Annotated in this window: 15 protein-coding genes; 13 read left to right on the forward strand and 2 right to left on the reverse strand. The window is 36.4% G+C overall.

Features of this window, described 5'->3' with window-relative positions:
- The first annotated feature begins 103 nt into the window (after nt 1–103).
- Together AXY_RS02370 and AXY_RS02375 are read left to right on the forward strand one after the other, a co-directional pair.
- Nucleotides 104–889, forward strand: coding sequence for an ABC transporter ATP-binding protein (locus AXY_RS02370; RefSeq protein WP_015009177.1), 786 nt, complete (start codon nt 104–106; stop codon nt 887–889).
- Between the two features lies 1 nt (nt 890).
- The gene (locus AXY_RS02375) at nt 891–2,510 is read left to right on the forward strand and encodes a hypothetical protein (protein WP_015009178.1); all 1,620 of its coding nucleotides are present in this window, start codon (nt 891–893) and stop codon (nt 2,508–2,510) included.
- A gap of 97 nt (nt 2,511–2,607) precedes the next feature.
- Here AXY_RS02375 and glmS read toward each other — a convergent pair whose 3' ends face one another.
- Entirely contained in the window at nt 2,608–4,437 is a 1,830-nt protein-coding gene (gene glmS, locus AXY_RS02380; protein ID WP_015009179.1) for a glutamine--fructose-6-phosphate transaminase (isomerizing), read from the reverse strand.
- A 202-nt stretch (nt 4,438–4,639) separates the two neighbouring features.
- Nucleotides 4,640–6,538, reverse strand: coding sequence for a type I glutamate--ammonia ligase (locus AXY_RS02385; protein ID WP_015009180.1), 1,899 nt, complete (start codon nt 6,536–6,538; stop codon nt 4,640–4,642).
- Between the two features lie 252 nt (nt 6,539–6,790).
- On the opposite strand from AXY_RS02385, the gene AXY_RS02390 reads away from it, so the two are divergent.
- The 11 genes from AXY_RS02390 (at nt 6,791) to AXY_RS02440 (ending at nt 20,397) form a co-directional block, all read left to right on the forward strand.
- Nucleotides 6,791–7,837 (forward strand): DUF3048 domain-containing protein, encoded by a 1,047-nt coding sequence (locus tag AXY_RS02390; RefSeq protein WP_015009181.1) that lies wholly within the window; start codon nt 6,791–6,793, stop codon nt 7,835–7,837.
- Between the two features lie 13 nt (nt 7,838–7,850).
- The gene (locus AXY_RS02395) at nt 7,851–8,159 is read left to right on the forward strand and encodes a YerC/YecD family TrpR-related protein (RefSeq protein WP_015009182.1); all 309 of its coding nucleotides are present in this window, start codon (nt 7,851–7,853) and stop codon (nt 8,157–8,159) included.
- Nucleotide 8,160: 1 nt separating this feature from the next.
- The gene (locus AXY_RS02400) at nt 8,161–9,147 is read left to right on the forward strand and encodes a Gfo/Idh/MocA family protein (protein WP_015009183.1); all 987 of its coding nucleotides are present in this window, start codon (nt 8,161–8,163) and stop codon (nt 9,145–9,147) included.
- Nucleotides 9,148–9,869: 722 nt separating this feature from the next.
- Nucleotides 9,870–10,550, forward strand: coding sequence for a heptaprenylglyceryl phosphate synthase (gene pcrB / locus AXY_RS02405; RefSeq protein WP_041450078.1), 681 nt, complete (start codon nt 9,870–9,872; stop codon nt 10,548–10,550).
- An 18-nt stretch (nt 10,551–10,568) separates the two neighbouring features.
- Nucleotides 10,569–12,806 (forward strand): DNA helicase PcrA, encoded by a 2,238-nt coding sequence (pcrA, locus tag AXY_RS02410; RefSeq protein WP_041450079.1) that lies wholly within the window; start codon nt 10,569–10,571, stop codon nt 12,804–12,806.
- A 15-nt stretch (nt 12,807–12,821) separates the two neighbouring features.
- On the forward strand, nt 12,822–14,819 hold the full coding sequence (ligA, locus tag AXY_RS02415) for an NAD-dependent DNA ligase LigA (protein WP_015009186.1): 1,998 nt from the start codon (nt 12,822–12,824) through the stop codon (nt 14,817–14,819).
- Nucleotides 14,820–14,838: 19 nt separating this feature from the next.
- Nucleotides 14,839–16,005, forward strand: a complete 1,167-nt coding sequence (locus AXY_RS02420) for a CamS family sex pheromone protein (protein ID WP_015009187.1) — start codon at nt 14,839–14,841, stop codon at nt 16,003–16,005.
- Between the two features lie 133 nt (nt 16,006–16,138).
- Nucleotides 16,139–16,429: an Asp-tRNA(Asn)/Glu-tRNA(Gln) amidotransferase subunit GatC gene (gatC, locus tag AXY_RS02425; protein ID WP_015009188.1), complete on the forward strand. Its 291-nt coding sequence runs from the start codon at nt 16,139–16,141 to the stop codon at nt 16,427–16,429.
- Between the two features lie 15 nt (nt 16,430–16,444).
- Nucleotides 16,445–17,917: an Asp-tRNA(Asn)/Glu-tRNA(Gln) amidotransferase subunit GatA gene (gatA, locus tag AXY_RS02430; protein WP_015009189.1), complete on the forward strand. Its 1,473-nt coding sequence runs from the start codon at nt 16,445–16,447 to the stop codon at nt 17,915–17,917.
- A complete protein-coding gene (gene gatB / locus AXY_RS02435) occupies nt 17,918–19,348 on the forward strand; it encodes an Asp-tRNA(Asn)/Glu-tRNA(Gln) amidotransferase subunit GatB (protein WP_015009190.1) in 1,431 nt (476 codons plus the stop codon). It abuts the gene before it with no gap.
- Between the two features lie 110 nt (nt 19,349–19,458).
- Nucleotides 19,459–20,397, forward strand: coding sequence for a diacylglycerol kinase (locus tag AXY_RS02440; protein ID WP_015009191.1), 939 nt, complete (start codon nt 19,459–19,461; stop codon nt 20,395–20,397).
- Nucleotides 20,398–20,441 lie beyond the last annotated feature (44 nt).

Genomic DNA, 20,441 nt, shown 5'->3' on the forward strand with positions numbered 1-20,441 from the left:
ATCTGGATATATGTCCCAATTTTTTTATGCACAATTTCAAAAATATCTTAACTACTTAACAAAATATGCTAAACTTAACATATCTATAGAGGAGGGATGATCCATGTCAGAAGAAACTATTTTAGAACTAAGAGATTTGTCAATTCGATTTGGTAATCAACAAGTATTGAATCAAGTTAATCTAAAAGTAAATCGTGGTGAAATAATCGGTTATATTGGCCCGAATGGTGCAGGGAAAAGTACGACCGTTAAAATAATACTCGGCTTACTTAATCAATATCACGGTGAAGTATTTATTTTTGGTAAGAGCACACGTGATGAGCCTGTTGATTATAAAAGGAAAATTGGCTATGTACCTGAGAATGGAGAAATATATGATGATCTTACCGCATTAGAATATATCCAGTTTATCGGTCAAATGTATGGAATGGAAGAAAGAGAGATTGACAGTAAGCTAGATGCTTTATTAGAAAAATTCGACCTAACTAAAGTTAAGCATACAAAGATCGCAAGCTATTCCAAAGGTATGAAGCAAAAATTATTAATTATTGCGAGTTTAATACATAATCCAGATCTACTTTTCTTTGACGAGCCTTTGTCAGGTCTTGATGCTAATAGTGTGATAGTTATTAAAGAGCTAATGGATCAGTTAGCTCAGTCTGGTAAGACGATTTTCTATTCATCACATATTATGGACGTCGTAGAAAAGATCAGTGATCGTATCGTTATTTTAAATAAGGGGGAAATTATTGCAGATGGAACCTTTAATGACTTACAGGCGCAAAATAAAGATGGCACGCTTGAACAAATTTTCAATCAATTAACTGGCTTTGATCAACATGAGAAAACAGCTCTCGATATAGTTGAGACCATTCAAGGAGCTGACTAACATGGACAAATTATTTTCGTTGAAAATTCTTGATCGTTTTAGTTGGCTGTTTCGCATGTTTGGCGTTGATTACAATAAAATGCGATTAATTGTTGGATTTAAATTAACAATGGATAAACGTCGTGTACCAACGATTATGGCTAATCAAGCTCGAAAAAGAGATTCTATTTTCACACCTTTTGTAGGCTCACTTCTTTTATATGGAGTAATCGGCTTATTGTTAATTCCATTTTTGGTTATAGGTGAGGCTTATTATATTTCTTTAGCAATTGTATTTGTTATCACGATGTTTATCTTAACGACTTCAATGATTTCAGACTTTTCCTCTGTACTACTTGATGTTCGTGATAAAGTTGTTTTGGATACGAAGCCAATAGACGAGCGGACAATTGCATTTGCTAAATTCGTCCATGTTGTAATTTATATGACTCAGTTGGCTGGTGCGATTTGGTTCATTCCATTTATCGTCAGTAGCGTTGTTCACGGACTGTTATTTTCAATCGTTTTACTTGTTAGTATCATTTTAATTTGCTTGTTATGTATCGTTGTGACAGCACTATTCTATATCGTCATCTTAAGGTTTTTTGATGGAGAAAAGCTACGAAATTTAATTAATTATGTACAAATTTTCTTATCAATTACTTTAGTATTTGTCTATCAATTTATTGGTCGTTCCTTTGGCTTGATTGGAGCGTCATTTGACTATACAGCTCAGTGGTGGCATTTACTTTTACCGCCATTCTGGTTTAGCGCATTATTTGAAGTAGTACTGAATAATAATACTAGTTATCTAGTATTACTGGCTGCTTGTCTAGCTATCATTGTCCCTATAATGTCTGTATGGATTTACTTTAAGCTAATGCCTGCATTCCATCAAAACCTAGCAAAGCTCATGAGTGCAGCATCGGGGAAAAAGGTAAGAAAACAAAGACTTAGAAGAAAAATTGCTGCTTTAATTAGCCGTGATTATCAGGAGAAAGCTGCGATTGACTTTGCGCGGATTATGATGAGTCAGGAACGTGAATTTAAGTTAAAAGTCTATCCTTCGCTAGGTATTTCAATTGCGTTACCACTGTTTATCATTATCATGGGTTTTATTGATGGTGTTAATGTATTTCCAGAGATTGATTACTTATATGGTTATTTTTCATTGCTGATGATCCCAACTACTGTTTATATGTTCAAGTATTCAGCAAAATCAAAAGGCGCATATATTTATCAAGTTCTGCCGGTTCAGGATGAGTCAATTTTTTATCGTGCGACAATGAAGGCGTTTTTGATTCAGTTATTTGTTCCGGTGATTATGGCTTTGTTAGTGATTTACTTGGTGTTAATCGGTCCAAGCGCTCTCCTTCACTTTATGATCATATTTTTAATCGGTTGTATACTAACACCGATTAGCTATCGATTGATTAATAATGGGCGCTATCCATTTAATGAATCATTTTCATTTGTTGAGTCAGCCAATACAGTCATTGTATTTGTGATGATGTTTTTGACAGCTGGATTTGCGATATTACACTACTTCATCAGTACGGTGTCATATTTGCTGTATGTGTATTTACTGATGTTACTTGTGATTAATTACTTCGTTTGGAAAGTGATATTTCCCAAAAGGTAAGTGATGTGATTTAGTTTTAATCTAAAAATACCCCCGTATACATGGAGATACGGGGGTTAAACTAATGGATTATCAAAAATGATGATCCTTTATTTTTTTATTCAACCGTAACTGATTTTGCTAGATTTCTAGGTTTATCTACGTCATTACCTTTAAAAATTGATGTGTAATAAGCAATCAATTGAGGTAAGATGACACTTATGATCGGCATGTAAATATCTTGTTTGTTATCAATGTAAATCGCTTTATCACATACTTGCTCGATATCTTTGTGATCGCTTGTCGTGATACCAATTACATAGGCACCTCTTGCTTTGACAGACTTAATATTTGAAATCGTTTTGTCATAGGTTTTTGATTGAGTTGCGATAACAATCACAGGTGTACCCGCTTCAATTAAAGCAATTGTACCATGCTTTAATTCGCCAGCTGCAAATGCCTCTGCATGAATATAAGATAATTCTTTTAACTTTAATGATGCTTCAAGCGCACTGTAATAATCTAAACCTCTACCTAAATAGAAAAGAGAATTGCAGTCGATTATTTTCTCTGCAATAGCTTTTGCAGGTTCAATACTATTTTCAATCACATGCTCAACACTTTTGGCAATTGATTTTAGTTCATTTAATCTTGCCTGATAAGTGTTGTCAGCAATTGTTTCTTTTAATCTTCCTAAATATAAGCCTAGCAGATAAAATGCTACAAGCTGAGTTGTATAGGCCTTAGTTGACGCGACTGCAATTTCTGGTCCTGCCCAAGTATAAAGAAGATGATCAGATTCACGCGCAATCGAGCTACCGACAACGTTTGTAATTGATAATATGCGCGCACCTTTTGATTTTGCTTCTCTTAGTGAAGCTAGTGTATCGGCCGTTTCACCAGATTGACTAACTATGATGACTAATGTATTTTGATCGATAAATGGATCACTGTAGCGGAATTCTGAACCGATATCAGCAATGACTTCTACTTGTAGGGCATTTTTTAAAACTTGCTTTCCGACTAATCCAGCATGGTACGCGGTTCCACAGGCGACAATATAAACTTTATCAATAGCATTTATTTCAGCCTTGGTAAAGTTAATCTCATTTAATTGAATACGACCTGTTTCATCTAATCTACGTTCAATTGTATTTCTGATTGCTTCTGGCTGCTGGTAAATTTCCTTCAGCATAAAATGGTCGAAACCTTCTTTACTGGCCGCTTCTATATCCCAAGACACTTCTTTTATCTCACGCTTTACAAGACTCTGTTTGTGATTATAGATTTGATAATTATTTTTTGTTAGTCTAACAATATCTCCATTTTCAAGATAGATAACTGATTTCGTATAATTTAAAATCGCTGGGATATCTGATGCAAGATAATAACCATCTTCTCCAATACCTAAAACAAGTGGACTTTCATATCTGACAGCAATCATTTCGTCTGGATGTTTACTTGATACAATTTCGAGCGCATAGGCACCTTTTAATTGTTTGACTGCTTTTTTAACAGCGGCAAGCAATTCATTTTCATAATAATAATCAATCAGATTTGAAATAACTTCTGTATCTGTTTCAGAGTAGAATGTATAGCCTTGTTCGATGAGAAAGTTTTTTAATGAAAGATAGTTTTCAATAATCCCATTGTGCACGACAGCAATGGTCTGCTTATTATTTAAGTGTGGATGCGCATTGTTATCAGTTGGTTCGCCGTGGGTTGCCCATCTGGTATGACCAATCCCAATCGTCCCTTCGATAGGTTGTTTATTGATATTGTTAACTAAACGTTCTAACCTACCGGCAAATTTTCTCGTTTGCAATGTACGATCATTCACTAAAGTTATCCCTGCTGAATCGTAGCCTCTGTATTCTAGCTTTTCTAAGCCTGCTAATAATATTGATGACGCTGTATGTTTACCGATATAACCTACAATACCACACATACAAATCCTCCTTATTAAAGCTAAAGAGTGATATCACGTGAATACTCTGTTGTTATAGAATTACTTCTATTTTTTAGAGTATTCTTGGATTGTGAAACCCTTGAGGCATCCGCCGAATTTTCGATAACCTCAATCCTCGTCAACCACTGTAATGGTCTGGCGCTTATATTTATATTATCACTCTAGCTTATTTGTAAATTTACTAATCTATTATGTTATTACCATATAACGTATATAACGCTTTTAATTTTTCCATTTGAGTATGAATCTCTTTTTGTAAGTCTGATACTAATTGATAATTTGATTTATGAATCGCTTCCTTGATTTCAGTAAATAAACTCTTCTTGTCATGACTGTCTTTGGCAATTTGTTTCTTTAATTGAACAATCTTATTCCAATTGGAAATGTCTAAATCATTCGTATCATTCGGGTTATGAATTTTTTTCATTTCGATTAATTCTTTAAATAAAGCAGGTAAAATGCGGTGTTCAATTTCTGTTACCCATTTATTCAAGTGTGCTGATTGATAACTGTACAAAATCTTATCGGATAGGACATTGCCTTTTTTCAAGACGCTCAATTTATCTGGATAGCATTCAAATGACTGAAGATTCTCGTAAACGGTTTGCGGTGATTGACCGAAATACATAACTCTTTCTTCATCTGTATAATAGTCGAAAATACTCTTTTCACTGCGGTAAGCTCTTGATGTTTCTAGGTAATCTGCAGCTTGACCGGGAGCTTTAGAGAGTTCTTCTAGCAATTGATGCTCTGACTTGTTATGTTGCAAGGCATATTCGATTCCATCTAACATTGAAAGCAGCATACTTGTTATACACAAAAATGTATTGGTATGTGGGTTTGGTGACCTTAGTTCAAATCGCGTACTCATTGGATTGTCTTCATCTCTTATCAAACCTAGTAATACTGTTCTGTTTCGAGAAGGTGTTTTGATATCTAGCCCTAATGAAGCGACGATACAAATGGGTGCTTCGAAGCCTTTTTTTAGTCTTTTAAACGCTTCATTTGATGCTGTGATAAATGGATCTATAACTTCATAATTTTTTAACATTCCCATCAAGGCACCATAGCCAAACGTACTTAAAAATGTGTTTTGATTTGGATTAAGGAGATTAGTAAGTTCCCCTGATTGTAATTTTGCAGATACACTAATGTGCGTATGCTCCCCACTTCCGGCGACATTTGGAATTGGTTTAGCAAGGAAGGTAACATCCATGCCGTTTTTCCTGAATACTTCTTTAATAATTTTCTTAATCATTAATTCATTATCAGCGGCTTGTAAAACAGATGAGTATTTCCAGTCAATTTCTAATTGCTCCATGATGCCGGATAATGCACCAGCACTTGATAAATTTGCTTTTACCCCACCAACTTCTTTATGTCCCATCTCAGGTTCAAAGCCGTATTTGTCGAGACAATCTAATGTTTGTTCAAGAGCTGTTCGAACAGTCCCTCGTGTCGCTGCCCAATATTGTTCGTGAAGCTCTTGCGATGTCGATAGTTCATCAATCTCTCGTTTATCACCAGGTGTTCTAACCCAAAACTCTAATTCAGTAGCGGCTGTAATCGACAATTGATTAATTTCATTTGCACCAAATCCGAAATCATTAGTAAAATGATCGCTTGCTTCGATTAAATGAAGTGTCTGTTTTTCAAAATAGTTGACGGCATTCAATAAGATATGTCTTGAACAGACCGCTATGCCATCATGGAATAAAAAGCAGGGGATTTTTAATGTTCCAACAGGTAACTTTGTCAGGCTATCAATATTTTCAAAATTGTAATCAACAAACCAAATTCTAGCTAAATCAGCTTTCATATCGATCTTAGCATTGTCAATTGTAGCGATATGCGGAAGATAAACAGATGAGCCGTCGGTTTGAATGGCGACGTCTTCCAAGAACTTAGTGATGTCATTTAGAAAAGCTTTGATTGGAATTTTTTCTTCTGTTTCATGACCAACTAAATCAATCCCAGCGAGTGAGACAAATTTAATCTCTGGATGCTGTTCTAATAATGCTTTAAGGTCAGCTTCATTGTGTTGTTCTGGTTTGATTGTGTAGATTAAGTTATTCACCATATAATTCTCCTTTCGTTTAACATTTAATTATTTTACACCTTGAAAAAAGATTCGGCAAACATTTTTTACTATTTAATTGAATTAAATGTTATTAATTTTATCATACGCTTAATTAGTTTTTGTTGTTAATAAAAAAAGCTAGTTAATATAAATTTATATTTTTTAACCAATCACCCGATTGACAGATTATTTTTGTTATAATGAATCATAGTAGGACATGAACATATTAACGTACTAAAGGATGGTGTCAGAATGAAGAAAAGATATTTACTCAGTTTTATCGTACTTATTTTACTTTTTACGGCCTGTTCAAAGAAAGACGTTGAAGAGTCAAGTCAAGAATTAGATCAAGATGAGATAGAAGAAGTAATTGAACCAGAGCCAGAGGAAGAGGAGCCAGCCTTTACCTATCCATTAACTGGTGAAGCCACGGATGAAGCGAGTCTAAATCGAATCATCAGTGTAATGGTAAATAATCATCCTGCAGCAAGGCCACAAACGGGATTATCTCAGGCTGATATTGTTTATGAGATTTTAGCAGAAGGTCAAACGACGAGATTTTTAGCGATGTTCCACAGTGAAAAGCCTGAAATTGTTGGCCCAGTTAGAAGTGCGCGCCCGTATTATTTTAAAATAGCTGACGATTACGATGCACTATATGTTTATCATGGTGCAGCTAATTTTATCGAGGATATGCTTAAAGCTGGTGCTGCTGATCATTTAAATGGTTCATATTATGATAATGATGGTCATTTATTTAAACGAGAATCATTTCGAAAAGCACCGCATAATTCATATTTAATTTTTGACTCGGTAGCGGAAGTAGCTCAAGGAAAAGGGTATGAAGTCGAGTTTGAACATACACCACATACATTTTTATCTGAGGAAGAGATTGAACAATTGTCGGGAGATCGTGCTACTGAAGTAATATTTTATTACGGGAAAGAAGATGTTCGTTATCGCTATGATCATGTAGCTGGGATTTATACGCGATACAATGGAGATGAACAAACTGTTGAATTAAATGATCAAACGCCGATTCAACTTAGCAATATTTTTATTATAGAAACAGATCACAAGATAGTTGATGATGAGGGTAGGCGTGAAATTGATTTAGAGACAGGTGGAAATGCTTATTTATTACAAAAAGGTTTAATCCACAAACTTGAATGGCAGAATGTTGATGGGTACCTTTTACCGATGAAGGATGGTCAAGTAGTTCCATATGTCCCGGGGAAAACATGGGTTAATGTGATCCCGACAAGTCCAGGGTTAGAAGGTGTCTCTGTTACAGAGTAGGAGGTTTTTTTACGTGCAAATTGATAAATTACGTGGTGAGCAGCTCGATCAGTTATTCGATGCAATTTTGTCATTAAAGGATCGAGAAGAGTGCTATCAATTTTTCGATGATTTGGCAACAATGAATGAGGTACAAGCACTAGCGCAAAGATTGTCAGTTGCCAAAATGCTAGATGAAGGTGAAACGTACCAAGAAATTGCAAATCAATCAAAGGCATCAACAGCAACAATATCTCGAGTTAAACGTTGCTTGCAATATGGAAGCGGAGGTTACCGCATTGTGCTTGATCGCTTAAGTGGTCAGCAGAAGGAGGACAAATAAGATGATTCGTTTTGGAGTAATCGGGACAAATTGGATAACTGATCGTTTTTTAGAGGCTGCGGGCTTAGTTGAGGATGTTAAGTTAACCGCAGTATATTCAAGATCATTAGATCGTGCTAAAGCGTTCGCAACTAAGCATCAGGCAGAATATACTTTTTCTGATTTACAAGAGTTTGCAAGCAGTGACCAGTTTGATGCCGTCTATATTGCCAGTCCGACCTCATTCCATGCAGAACAGGCGATCCTTTGTATGGAAAATGGTAAGCACGCTTTTGTTGAAAAACCTTTTGCATCTAATCAACGTGAAGTAGAAAAGATGATTGAAGTCTCCCGGAAGCATCAAGTGCTGTTGATGGAAGGAATGAAGACGACTTTATTACCTAATTTTAATCTTTTAAGAGAACAGATAAATGAAATTGGACCTGTCCGCCGATTTGTCGCGAATTTTTGCCAGTACTCTTCTCGATACGATCGCTACAAAGAAGGTGAGGTAGCAAATGCATTTAAACCTGAATTTTCAAATGGTGCATTAATGGATATTGGCGTTTATACAGTTTACCCAATGGTCACATTATTCGGTATGCCGGACCAGGTTTCAGCAAATGTGATTATGCTGGATTCAGGGGTTGATGGCTTAGGCACGATGGAGATTAAGTATCCTGAGCTGACTGCTGATTTAATGTTCTCTAAAATTACAAATTCTTATATACCGTCAGAAATTCAAGGTGAGAATGGATCAATCGTGATTGATAAATGGAGCGACATGCAACGACTAACAAAAATTGATCGCGATGGAAACACGACAGACATTTCTGTTAATCAGGAAAAAAATACGATGTACTATGAGATCAATCATTTTGTTGAGTTAATTAAGAGTGGACAATTAGAAAGTCCAATTAACTCATTTGAGCATTCGCTTAATACAATCAAAGTACTTGATCAAGCTCGAAGATCAGTTGGATTAGTTTTCCCAGCCGATAAGGCTTAACAAGCAACATTAGTTTTTATATAGCTAAATTAAACGGCTCATCATTAGATAATATTAATGATGAGCTGTGTTTTTTTGATAATCATAAACGTATGGTTGAAAAAATACGCCGAACGTTGAAGATTTTGCGTTAATCATTAACGTTTGGTGGATAAAAAGTGCTGAACGTTAAAGATAAGGGGTTAATCGTTAACATTTGGCCGAAAAATAGCTCCGAACTTTAAAGATACTCTGTTATCGTAAACGTTTGGTCGAAAAAATCGTCAGAACGTTAAAGATACCGTGATAATCGTAAACGTTTGGTCGGAAAAAGTGTCAGAACATTAATGATAATGTGTAAATCGTTAACATTTGGTCGAAAAAATCGTCAGAACGTTAAAGATACGGTGTAATCGTTAACGTTTGGTCGAAAAAAACGTCAGAACGTTAAAGATAACGGGTTAATCATCAACGTTTAACCGAAAATAAGCACAAAACATTAAAGATAGTACACTAATCATTAACTTTTGCCCGATAAATACCACTGAACATTAAAGATTTCCTACTAATCATCAACACTTAGTAAAAAACCGCTAAAGCGTAGGTGCATCACAGCTAAACAACTTTATGAAAAAGTTACCTTACATGCGTGGTTTTTGTTATAATTTAAGGTGGAACATTTTTTCGACAAAAATTATTCATTTTAAGATAAAAACTGAACGATAGGGTTAGGGGGCTTCATGTTGTATAATCGAAAGGCATGGAAGCATGTATTTAAATTAGATCCGGCTAAATCTCTAACGAGTGATCAAATTAGAGAAGTTTGTCAGTCTGGTACTGATGCGATTGTTGTTGGAGGAACGGATAATGTTACACTAGAGGGCGTTATTAATTTACTCAGTCAGATTCGTATGTACTCAATACCTTGTGTGCTTGAGGTATCAACTGTAGATGCCATCACACCAGGATTTGATTTTTATGATATTCCGATAGTTTTAAATAGTCAGGAGAAAAAGTGGGTGCTTGACGCTCAGCATCAGGCAATTAAACAATTTGGCCCGATGATTGATTGGTCTGAATTGACAACTGAAGGTTATGTTATTTTAAATCCTGAGGCAAAAGCCTATCAATTAACAAATTGCTACTTGCCAGATCGAGAAGATGTGATCGCTTATGCTCAGATGGCTGAACAGATGTTTAACTTACCGATTTTATATTTAGAGTATAGTGGTACATATGGCGATCCAGAATTAGTTCGTCAGGTAAAACAACACTTAAACAAAACACAGCTCGTCTATGGTGGCGGGATAACAACGCTTGAACAAGCAAAGGAAATGGCTCAATATGCTGATACGATAGTCGTTGGGAATAGTCTTTATGATAATTTTGCTGAATCAATTGAGACAGTTCACGTAAAAAAATAAATTAAAGGCGGTGTCATGATGAATCAATCTATTCATCCTTTATTAAAAGGGTTAAATAACAGACAGCAAGAAGCGGTTCGGCATACGGATGGTCCGCTTTTAGTTATGGCTGGTGCCGGAAGTGGAAAAACACGAGTGCTCACACACCGGATTGCGTATTTACTGGATGAAAAAGATGTATCACCACGAAATATTTTGGCAATTACATTTACAAATAAAGCAGCACGAGAAATGAAAGATCGAGTGACAAATTTAATCGGACCAGAAGCAGACCAAATGTGGGTATCAACCTTCCACTCGATGTGTGTTCGAATTTTACGAAGAGATGCAGATAAAATTGGAATTAACCGTAACTTTACGATTTTTGATACAGCAGATCAATTAACGGTTATTAAAAATGTCTTAAAAGAAAGAAATATTGATCCGAAAAAGTACCAACCACGATCCTTTTTAGCTGGGATTAGCTCTGCAAAAAATAAACTCCAAACACCAGATCAATATCAGAAAGTCGCTGGTGACTATTTTCACAAAATGGTCGCTGATGTTTATCAAGACTATCAAACGACTCTCCTCAGAAATCATTCAATGGATTTTGATGACTTGATTATGCAAACAGCACTTTTATTTAAGCGTGCTCCTGAAGTCCTTGAATATTATCAACGCAGATTCCAGTATATTCATGTCGATGAGTATCAGGATACCAACTATGCGCAATATGATCTCGTTAAAAAATTAGCAGAAAAGTATCAAAACCTCTGTGTTGTAGGTGATTCAGACCAGTCGATTTACCGTTGGCGTGGTGCTGATATAAAAAATATTTTATCATTTGAAAAAGATTACCCAAATGCAACAGTCGTATTTTTAGAGCAAAATTATCGCTCCACTGAATCAATCTTAAACGCTGCTAATGCGGTGATCAAAAATAACCCTGACCATAAAGAGAAAAAACTTTGGACAGACCAAGCAGGCGGATCTAAGCTAAAGTATTATAAGGCACAGACAGAGCGCTACGAAAGCTTATATGTTGCTGAACAAATTGAAAAATATATTCACGAACAGCGTTTTAATTATCGAGATATTGCCATTTTATATCGAACGAACGCGCAATCACGGGTTATTGAAGAAACATTTGTCAAAGCAAATATTCCTTATCAAATGGTAGGTGGAACTAAGTTCTACGATCGTAAGGAAATTAAAGATATCCTTGCTTATTTAAGACTAATATCAAACCCTGATGACGATGTAAGTTTTGTCCGTATCGTTAACGAGCCGAAACGAGGAATAGGTGCAACGACGATTGAAAAACTACAAAACTATGCAACGGCTAATGAGATTTCATTATTTACAGCCATTAAAGAAATTGATTTTGTCGGTTTAGGCGCACGAGCAACCAAATCCCTAGCTGAGTTCGGTGAAATGGTAAGCAATTGGATTCAACAGCAGGAATTTCTTACAGCAACTGATATGGTTGAACAGGTACTAAAAAAATCAGGCTACGAAGAAATGCTTGAAAATGAACGAACGATTGAAGCGAAAACGAGACTAGAGAACATTAATGAATTTAAGTCAGTAACGAAGCATTTTGAAAAAAATAGTGATGATCAAACATTACTTGCATTTCTAACTGACTTGGCATTAATTTCCGATATTGATAGTATGGATGATGATCCATTTGCTGATAATAAAGTAACAATGATGACTCTTCACGCGGCTAAAGGACTTGAGTTCCCTGTTGTGTTTCTCGTTGGTATGGAGGAAGGCATTTTCCCACATAGTCGATCAGCTATGGATGATGAGGAAATGGCTGAAGAACGACGACTTGCTTATGTGGGGATCACCCGTGCAGAAAAAGAGCTTCACCTAACACACGCAGTAACGAGAACATTATACGGTGAAACAAAGTGGAATAATATGAGCCGCTTTATTCGAGAAATCCCTGAAGAATTATTAGACGGCTATACAAGTACAAAAAAGCAACCTAGATTTGCGATTTCGGATGATGATCGAAGCTTCTTCGCACCTAAGTCAACACCTAAACAACAAGTAACTAAACGTGTTGCACAGAAACTTACGACTGGTGGAGAGAAAGAAGACTGGCAAGTTGGAGACAAAGCGCATCATAAAAAATGGGGAGTCGGTACGATCGTGAGGGTGACTGGTAAAGGTGAAGAGCTTGAGTTAGACGTTGCTTTCCCAGCACCTACAGGTATTAAACGATTACTGGCAAAATTTGCACCGATAACAAAACAATCATAAATTGAGGTGACAATGATGTCTCAAATAGAGAAAAAAATTAATGAATTAAGAAAACAACTTCAACATTATAATCATCAATACTATGTGTTAGACAATCCTTCTGTACCTGACGCTGAATATGATCGATTAATGAATGAATTAATTAAACTTGAAGAGGCTCATCCTGAACTAATTACGCCTGATTCACCGACACAACGAGTAGGTGCTAAACCATTAGATGTTTTTGAAAAAGTTGAGCATACCACCCCAATGCTGAGCTTAGCGAATGCATTTGATGTTCAAGACTTACGTGATTTTGATCGACGAATTCGTGAGTCATTATCAGTTGATCAAGTTGAATATGTAGCTGAACTTAAAATCGACGGTTTAGCCGTTTCGCTTCGTTATCAAGATGGCGTATTCGTCCAAGGAGCGACACGTGGTGATGGCTCAGTCGGTGAAGATATTACACAAAATTTAAGAACCGTTCGTAGTATCCCACTGGCAATTAATGAAACAAATCCAATTGAAGTACGTGGAGAAGTGTTCATGCCAAAACAATCATTCTTAAAATTGAATGAAAAACGACAAGAGCAAGAACTAGACTTATTCGCCAATCCTAGAAACGCTGCGGCGGGATCATTACGTCAATTAGACCCTAAAATTGCTGCTGAACGAAATTTAGATGTTTTTATTTACGCAGTAGGCGAATGGCAAGCTGGAACAAGTGCTACACATAGTGAACATCTACAATATTTAAGTGAACTCGGTTTTAAAACAAATCCAGAATGGAAAAAATGTGACAACATAGATGAAGTCATTCAATATGTTGAATCATGGATTGATCGACGAAATGAATTAGCCTATGATATTGATGGTATTGTGATTAAAGTTGATCGCTTAGAGTATCAAGATATATTAAAAACAACAGCTAAAAGCCCAAGATGGGCGATTGCATATAAATTTCCAGCAGAAGAAGTTGTCACAAAGCTGATTGATGTTGACTTTAGTGTTGGTAGAACCGGCGTAGTGACACCAACGGCTGTACTAGAGCCTGTTCGAGTAGCAGGAACAACCGTTCAAAGAGCGTCACTTCATAATGCTGACTACATTGAAGAAAAGGATATTCGAATAAATGATACCGTTGTGATTAAGAAAGCTGGTGACATCATTCCTGAAGTCGTCCGTGTCATTCCTGAAAAACGGGGTCAAGACTCACAGCCTTTTCAGATGCCAACACATTGTCCGTCATGTCAGTCAGCCTTAGAACGACTTGACAATGAAGTGGCATTACGTTGTGTGAACTTGAATTGTCCAGCACAATTGAAGGAAGGATTAATTCACTTTGTGTCCCGAAATGCGATGAACATTGAAGGCCTAGGTGAGAAAATTATTGAGCAATTGTATCAACAAAAACTCGTTCAGAAAATCACTGATCTATACTTATTAAAAGAAGAAGAGCTACTTAAGCTTGAACGAATGGGTCAAAAATCAGTAAAAAATTTATTAACAGCAATAGAAGCATCGAAACAAAATTCATTAGAACGCCTTCTGTTCGGTTTTGGGATCCGATTTGTTGGCGTAACCGCAGCAAGAACTCTAGCAATGGCATTTAATGATCTTGATCAATTAAAAGAAGCAACGTATGATCAGCTTGTCACAGTTGATGAAATTGGTGACAAAATGGCTGAATCAATTGTTATGTTTTTCACCAATGAAGACGTGATTGAGATGATCGATCAGTTAAAAGCACTTGGTGTTAATACACGTTATTTAGGTGCAAAACCAACCGATACAGCTATTGATGCGATTTTCAGTGAGAAGACAGTTGTTTTAACAGGAAAACTTGAGCAGCTTACACGAAATGAAGCAAAAGAAAAAATTGAAGCACTTGGCGGAAAAGTAACAGGAAGCGTGAGTAAAAAGACTGACCTTTTAATTGCAGGTGCTGATGCAGGTTCAAAATTAACGAAAGCAGAACAGCTAGGTATTGAAATCTGGAGTGAGGAACAATTTATCGAGGCGATCAAATAGTACGGGAGGGGGGAAGCCAATGAAAAACTTCAGTAAGTTACTCGTTATTTTTTTCGCAGTGATACTAATTGGTTGTGCACCTGATTTCAGTTCTCCAAATGAGGTTATTGATGATACATTACCGGAGGATAGTGGCTATGAAACGGCAATTATTCCGAATTATCGTGTCTCGGAATCTGAATATCAAGTTCTCTTACCTTATCGTTTAAGTCAATCAAGGGGTGTAACGACAAACCAAGTTGCCAATCGACTAGATATTACGGCACTAGAAAATGATTTACGTCGTCACTCGGCATCAGTTTTTGATCCAGAGACATACTTCTTTCAAGAAGGTCAACAAATCGGTTATAGTGAGCTATTTAGTTGGTTAGAAAGACAATCAGATTCAAGTGAGCTTGGTTTAAATCCATCGGTAGATATTGATGAAGATGCATCAACAGAAGAAAAAATCGAAATTGAACGAGCTAACCCTAAATATCTATCGCACATCCTTGAGCAGAACTACTTGGTTCGAACGGAAGACAACGTTGTTCAACTTGCAGGAATTTCAATCGGGATTGCGATGAAATCAGTTTATCGCTTCCAAACAGAAATCGGTGGTCCGTTTTATTATGAAGAAATCGATTATGATGAAATGATGAATCAAGCAACAAAAGTAGCTGAACAAGTTGTTAGCCGTCTACGAGCAAAGGATGGCTTGCAGGAAATTCCGATATTTGTAGCGATATACAGAGAAGCACCACGTGATGGTCTCGTACCAGGAAATTTTGTCGCAAAAAAACTTGTCCAAGGCGGAAGCCAAACGGTAGGTAACTGGGATAAAATCAATGAATCTTATGTTTTATTCCCATCATCTGAAGCACGTAATCTTGATTCTAATTTATCTTCAACTATCGACGAGTTTAAATCTGGAATTGAAAAATTCTTTCCTAACTTTGTCGGGGTTATCGGTGAAGGTTTTTATCAAAATGGTGAATTACAACACTTGACTCTAGAAATTCCAATTGAATTTTATGGTCAAGCAGAGGTCGTTGGATTCACACAATATGTATACGGATTGATGATGGATAATTTTCAAGCACACTTTGATCTAGAAATTAACATTCGCTCAAATCAAAGACAAGAAAGTCTAATCGTCAGAAAAGCTGGCGATGAGGATGCTTATGTCCATATTTATGAGCGCTAATGAGTCAACTAAGACAATAATAGTAAGCTGTTGTGATTATTTTGAGAATACTAATCCAATAGTTGCGCAATAGAGTTATTTTTTGCTATGATCGTAAATAGTAAAATCGTAAAATCTTGTGGAGGTGAAGGAAGTGGCAAAAGTTACAAAAGAACAAGTGAAACAAATTGCTGATACTGCACGTTTAGATATAAGTGATGAGGAAGCAGACGTTTTTGCCCAACGATTAAGTGAAATGTTAGGTTATGCAGATGTGTTAAAAGAATTAGATACAGAAGGAATTGAACCATTGTATCAAGTTCATGACCATACAAATGTGTTTAGAAAAGATGAACCGCGTGAGTGGATTACTCAAGAAGAGGCACTAAAAAATGCAGCTGTACACAAAGATGGACAATTCCAAGTACCATCAATTTTAGAATAGGAGGTCGGTTCACACATGTCAGTATTTGATTATACATTAAAAGAAATTCAAGAGAAGCTACATAACAAAGAGTTGACTGTAACTGATTTGGTACAAGCTTCTTATGATCAAATAGATCGTGTTGAAGATAAATTAAAATCATTTATCAGTTTAAATAAAGAAGCAGCTTTAGAAAAAGCAAAGCAGCTTGATCAAGAAACAAACGAAACAAATAACCCACTTTTTGGAATTCCAATTGGTTTGAAAGATAATATTGTAACAAAAGGGATTAAAACAACTGGAGCAAGTAAAATGCTCAGTAATTTTGATGATCCCCTTTATGACGCGACTGTTGTTGAAAAATTAAATGAAGCAAACACAGTCATGATCGGTAAGTTAAATATGGATGAATTTGCAATGGGCTCATCAACAGAAAATTCAGCCTTTTCAACAACTCACAACCCATGGAATATTGATTACGTACCTGGTGGCTCTAGTGGTGGATCAGCAGCAGCAGTAGCTGGACGAGAAGTCTTTTTCTCATTAGGATCAGACACAGGCGGTTCAATTCGTGGTCCGTCATCATACTGTGGTGTTGTTGGATTAAAGCCTACTTATGGACTTGTTTCACGCTTTGGTGTAATTGCTTTTGCATCATCACTTGATCAAGTAGGTACGATTACAAAGACTGTTGAAGATAACGCTCATTTACTACAAGCGATCGCTGGACATGACCCAATGGATCAGACAACAGTAAAAGTAGAAATTCCTGACTATCAAGCAACACTAAAAGATGGCGTTAAAGGAATGAAAATTGCTGTTCCAAAAGAATATCTAGCTGAAGGAATTAGTGATGAAGTGAGACAATCAGTCATGGACGCGCTAAAAGTTTATGAAGACCTTGGCGCAACATGGGAAGAAGTTTCATTACCACATTCTAAATATGCCGTTCCAACTTACTATATTATTTCATCAGGAGAAGCATCAGCTAACCTAGCTCGCTTTGACGGTATTCGTTATGGTCACCGCTCAGAAAAGGCGACAAACATGATTGACCTATTTAAAAAATCACGTAGCGAAGCTTTCGGTCCAGAAGTAAAACGACGCATTATGTTTGGAACACTGACACAAAGTGCAGGCTACTACGAAGACTATTATAAAAAAGCACAACAAGCACGTCGCTTAATTAAAGCAGATTTTGATAAGATTTTTGAAGAATATGATGTTGTAATGGGACCAACAACTCCAACAACAGCATTCAAGATTGGAGAAAAAATTGAGGACGCATTAACAATGTATGCAAATGACTTGTTAACAATCCCAGTGAATTTAGCTGGAGTGCCTGCAATTTCAATCCCATCTGGTTATTCAAAAGACACAGGCTTACCATTTGGTCTACAAATTATTGGAAAACACTTTGATGAGGCAACGGTCTTTAGAGCTGCATATGCATTTGAACAAGCAACCGATCATCATAAGAAACGACCAGACCTGGGAGGTGCGAAGTAAATGAATTTTGAAACGATTATTGGTTTAGAGGTTCACGTTGAACTTAAAACAAAATCAAAGATTTTTAGTCCAAGCCCAAACCATTTTGGCGCTAATCCAAACGAAAATGTTAACCCAATTGACTTGGCCTATCCAGGAGTTTTACCTTTATTGAATGAAGAAGTGATAAACTCTGCGATGAAAGCAGCAATGGCACTGAATTGTGAGATTGCTACGCACCAAAAGTTTGATCGGAAGAATTATTTCTATCCAGACAACCCGAAAGCTTATCAAATTACTCAAGATACCCACCCAATTGGAAGAAATGGTTGGATCGATATTGAAGTAGATGGTAAGACTAAACGTATTGGTATTACTAGAATTCATATGGAAGAGGATGCAGGAAAACTGATTCACAGTGAAGATGGCTACTCATTGGTTGATTACAACCGAGCAGGTACACCATTAATTGAAATTGTATCTGAGCCTGATATCCGCTCACCACAAGAAGCCTATGCATACTTGGAGAAGCTAAGAAACATCATTCAGTTTACAGGTGTCTCAGATGTGAAAATGGAAGAAGGTTCATTACGCTGTGACGCAAACATCTCATTACGTCCAATTGGACAAAAGAAATTTGGAACAAAAGCCGAATTGAAAAACTTAAACTCATTCTCATTTGTTCAAAGAGGATTAGAGTATGAGGAAAAGCGTCAAAGAGAAGTACTACTTGCTGGCGGTGAAATCCTACAAGAAACACGCCGTTACGATGAACAGACAAAAGAGACAATTTTAATGCGTGTTAAAGAAGGTGCAGATGATTATCGTTACTTCCCTGAGCCAGACATCATGCCATTATACATTGATGAAGCATGGAAAGAACGAGTTAGAGCTGAAATTCCAGAATTACCAGATGCACGTAAAAAACGTTATATCGAAGAATATAAATTACCTGCATATGATGCAATGGTCTTAACAAGTACTAAAGAAATGTCAGATTTCTTTGAAGCAACAATTGCTTTAGGTGCCGATATTAAGCAAGCATCAAACTGGTTGATGGGTGAAGTATCTGCTTACATGAATAAAGTACAAAAGGATTTAGCTGATCTAGCATTGACACCAGAAGGCTTAGCAAAAATGATTAATTTAATTGGAGACGGCACACTATCTTCAAAAATGGCGAAGAAAGTTTTTGCAGAACTTGTTGAAAACGGTGGCGATCCAGAACAAATTATTAAAGACAAGGGCTTAGTACAAATTTCTGATGAAGGTCAACTAACTGAAATTATTACGAAGATCCTTGATGCTAATGAGCAATCAATTATCGACTTTAAAAATGGAAAAGATCGTGCGCTTGGTTTCCTAGTTGGTCAAGTAATGAAAGAGACTAAAGGTCAAGCAAACCCACCATTGGTTAACAAAATTCTATTAGCAGAAATGAACAAACGTTAACTCAAAGGTCATAACACGGACTATCAATACATACCATATTGATAGTCTTTCTTTTTTGATCATGATATGATTAAAAAAGATTAATCTATTAGAAATATGGAGGAATCATTATGAAACGTTGTCGAGTGATATACAATCCAACGTCCGGAAGAGAATCATTCAAAAGCAAATTAGCAGATGTTTTAGTTAAGCTAGAACAAGCAGGATTTGAAACATCGGCTCACGAAACGACAGAAAAGGGTAATGCGATTGAAGCCGCACGTACAGCTGCTGAAAGGAAATTTGATGTCGTTATTGCTGCTGGTGGTGATGGTACAATCAACGAAGTGGTTACAGGCCTTGCTGAACAGGAATATCGTCCTCGACTAGGAATTATCCCTGCTGGAACGACTAATGATTTCGCTCGCGCACTCCATATTCCAAAGTCGGTCGAGAAAGCCGTTGATGTAATCATTTCAGGACAAACAAGAAAACTTGATATCGGGAAGGTAAATAATCATTATTTTGCTAACATAGCAGGTGGAGGCAAAATTACGGAAGTATCATACGAAGTCCCAAGCAAATTAAAAACGATGATAGGTCAACTGGCTTATTTAATCAAAGGGGCTGAGTTACTTCCAAGATTGCGCCCGATTCATACACGAATAGAATACGATGGACAAGTTTTTGAAGATGAAATCATGCTCTTTCTTGTTGCAAATACTAACTCTGTAGGCGGATTTGAAAAATTAGCACTAGAAGCAGATCTTAGCGATGGACTATTTGATTTACTCGTTTTAAGAAAATGTAACATTGCAGAATTTATTAGAGCACTTACTGCAGCAACAAGAGGTGCACATTTTGATGATCCAAATGTATTTTATGTCCAAGCAAAAAATATTAAAGTAGAAACAGATGAGAAAATGCAATTAAATATAGACGGTGAATACGGAGGAGATTTACCAGGCGCATTCATCAATCTAAAGCAACATATTGAATTTTTCCTACCATCAGAAGAAATCATTAATCAGTTAAAAAGTGAACGACAAACTGAAGAAACTCTAGATTAATTTCTAGAGTTTTTCATTTGGAAAGTATTACCACGACAATTTTT

It is taken from the genome of Amphibacillus xylanus NBRC 15112, from assembly GCF_000307165.1.
In the GTDB taxonomy this organism is placed as follows: domain Bacteria; phylum Bacillota; class Bacilli; order Bacillales; family Amphibacillaceae; genus Amphibacillus; species Amphibacillus xylanus.

What these genes read in the sequence shown, in the direction of transcription:
- AXY_RS02400 (WP_015009183.1), top strand. Translation starts at nt 8,161, where the DNA reads ATGATTCGTTTTGGAGTAATCGGGACAAATTGGATAACTGATCGTTTT.
- AXY_RS02440 (WP_015009191.1), top strand. Translation starts at nt 19,459, where the DNA reads ATGAAACGTTGTCGAGTGATATACAATCCAACGTCCGGAAGAGAATCA.
- gatB (WP_015009190.1), top strand. Translation starts at nt 17,918, where the DNA reads ATGAATTTTGAAACGATTATTGGTTTAGAGGTTCACGTTGAACTTAAA.
- AXY_RS02385 (WP_015009180.1), bottom strand. Translation starts at nt 6,538, where the DNA reads ATGGTGAATAACTTAATCTACACAATCAAACCAGAACAACACAATGAA.
- gatA (WP_015009189.1), top strand. Translation starts at nt 16,445, where the DNA reads ATGTCAGTATTTGATTATACATTAAAAGAAATTCAAGAGAAGCTACAT.
- ligA (WP_015009186.1), top strand. Translation starts at nt 12,822, where the DNA reads ATGTCTCAAATAGAGAAAAAAATTAATGAATTAAGAAAACAACTTCAA.
- AXY_RS02420 (WP_015009187.1), top strand. Translation starts at nt 14,839, where the DNA reads ATGAAAAACTTCAGTAAGTTACTCGTTATTTTTTTCGCAGTGATACTA.
- AXY_RS02390 (WP_015009181.1), top strand. Translation starts at nt 6,791, where the DNA reads ATGAAGAAAAGATATTTACTCAGTTTTATCGTACTTATTTTACTTTTT.
- AXY_RS02370 (WP_015009177.1), top strand. Translation starts at nt 104, where the DNA reads ATGTCAGAAGAAACTATTTTAGAACTAAGAGATTTGTCAATTCGATTT.
- AXY_RS02375 (WP_015009178.1), top strand. Translation starts at nt 891, where the DNA reads ATGGACAAATTATTTTCGTTGAAAATTCTTGATCGTTTTAGTTGGCTG.
- glmS (WP_015009179.1), bottom strand. Translation starts at nt 4,437, where the DNA reads ATGTGTGGTATTGTAGGTTATATCGGTAAACATACAGCGTCATCAATA.
- pcrA (WP_041450079.1), top strand. Translation starts at nt 10,569, where the DNA reads ATGAATCAATCTATTCATCCTTTATTAAAAGGGTTAAATAACAGACAG.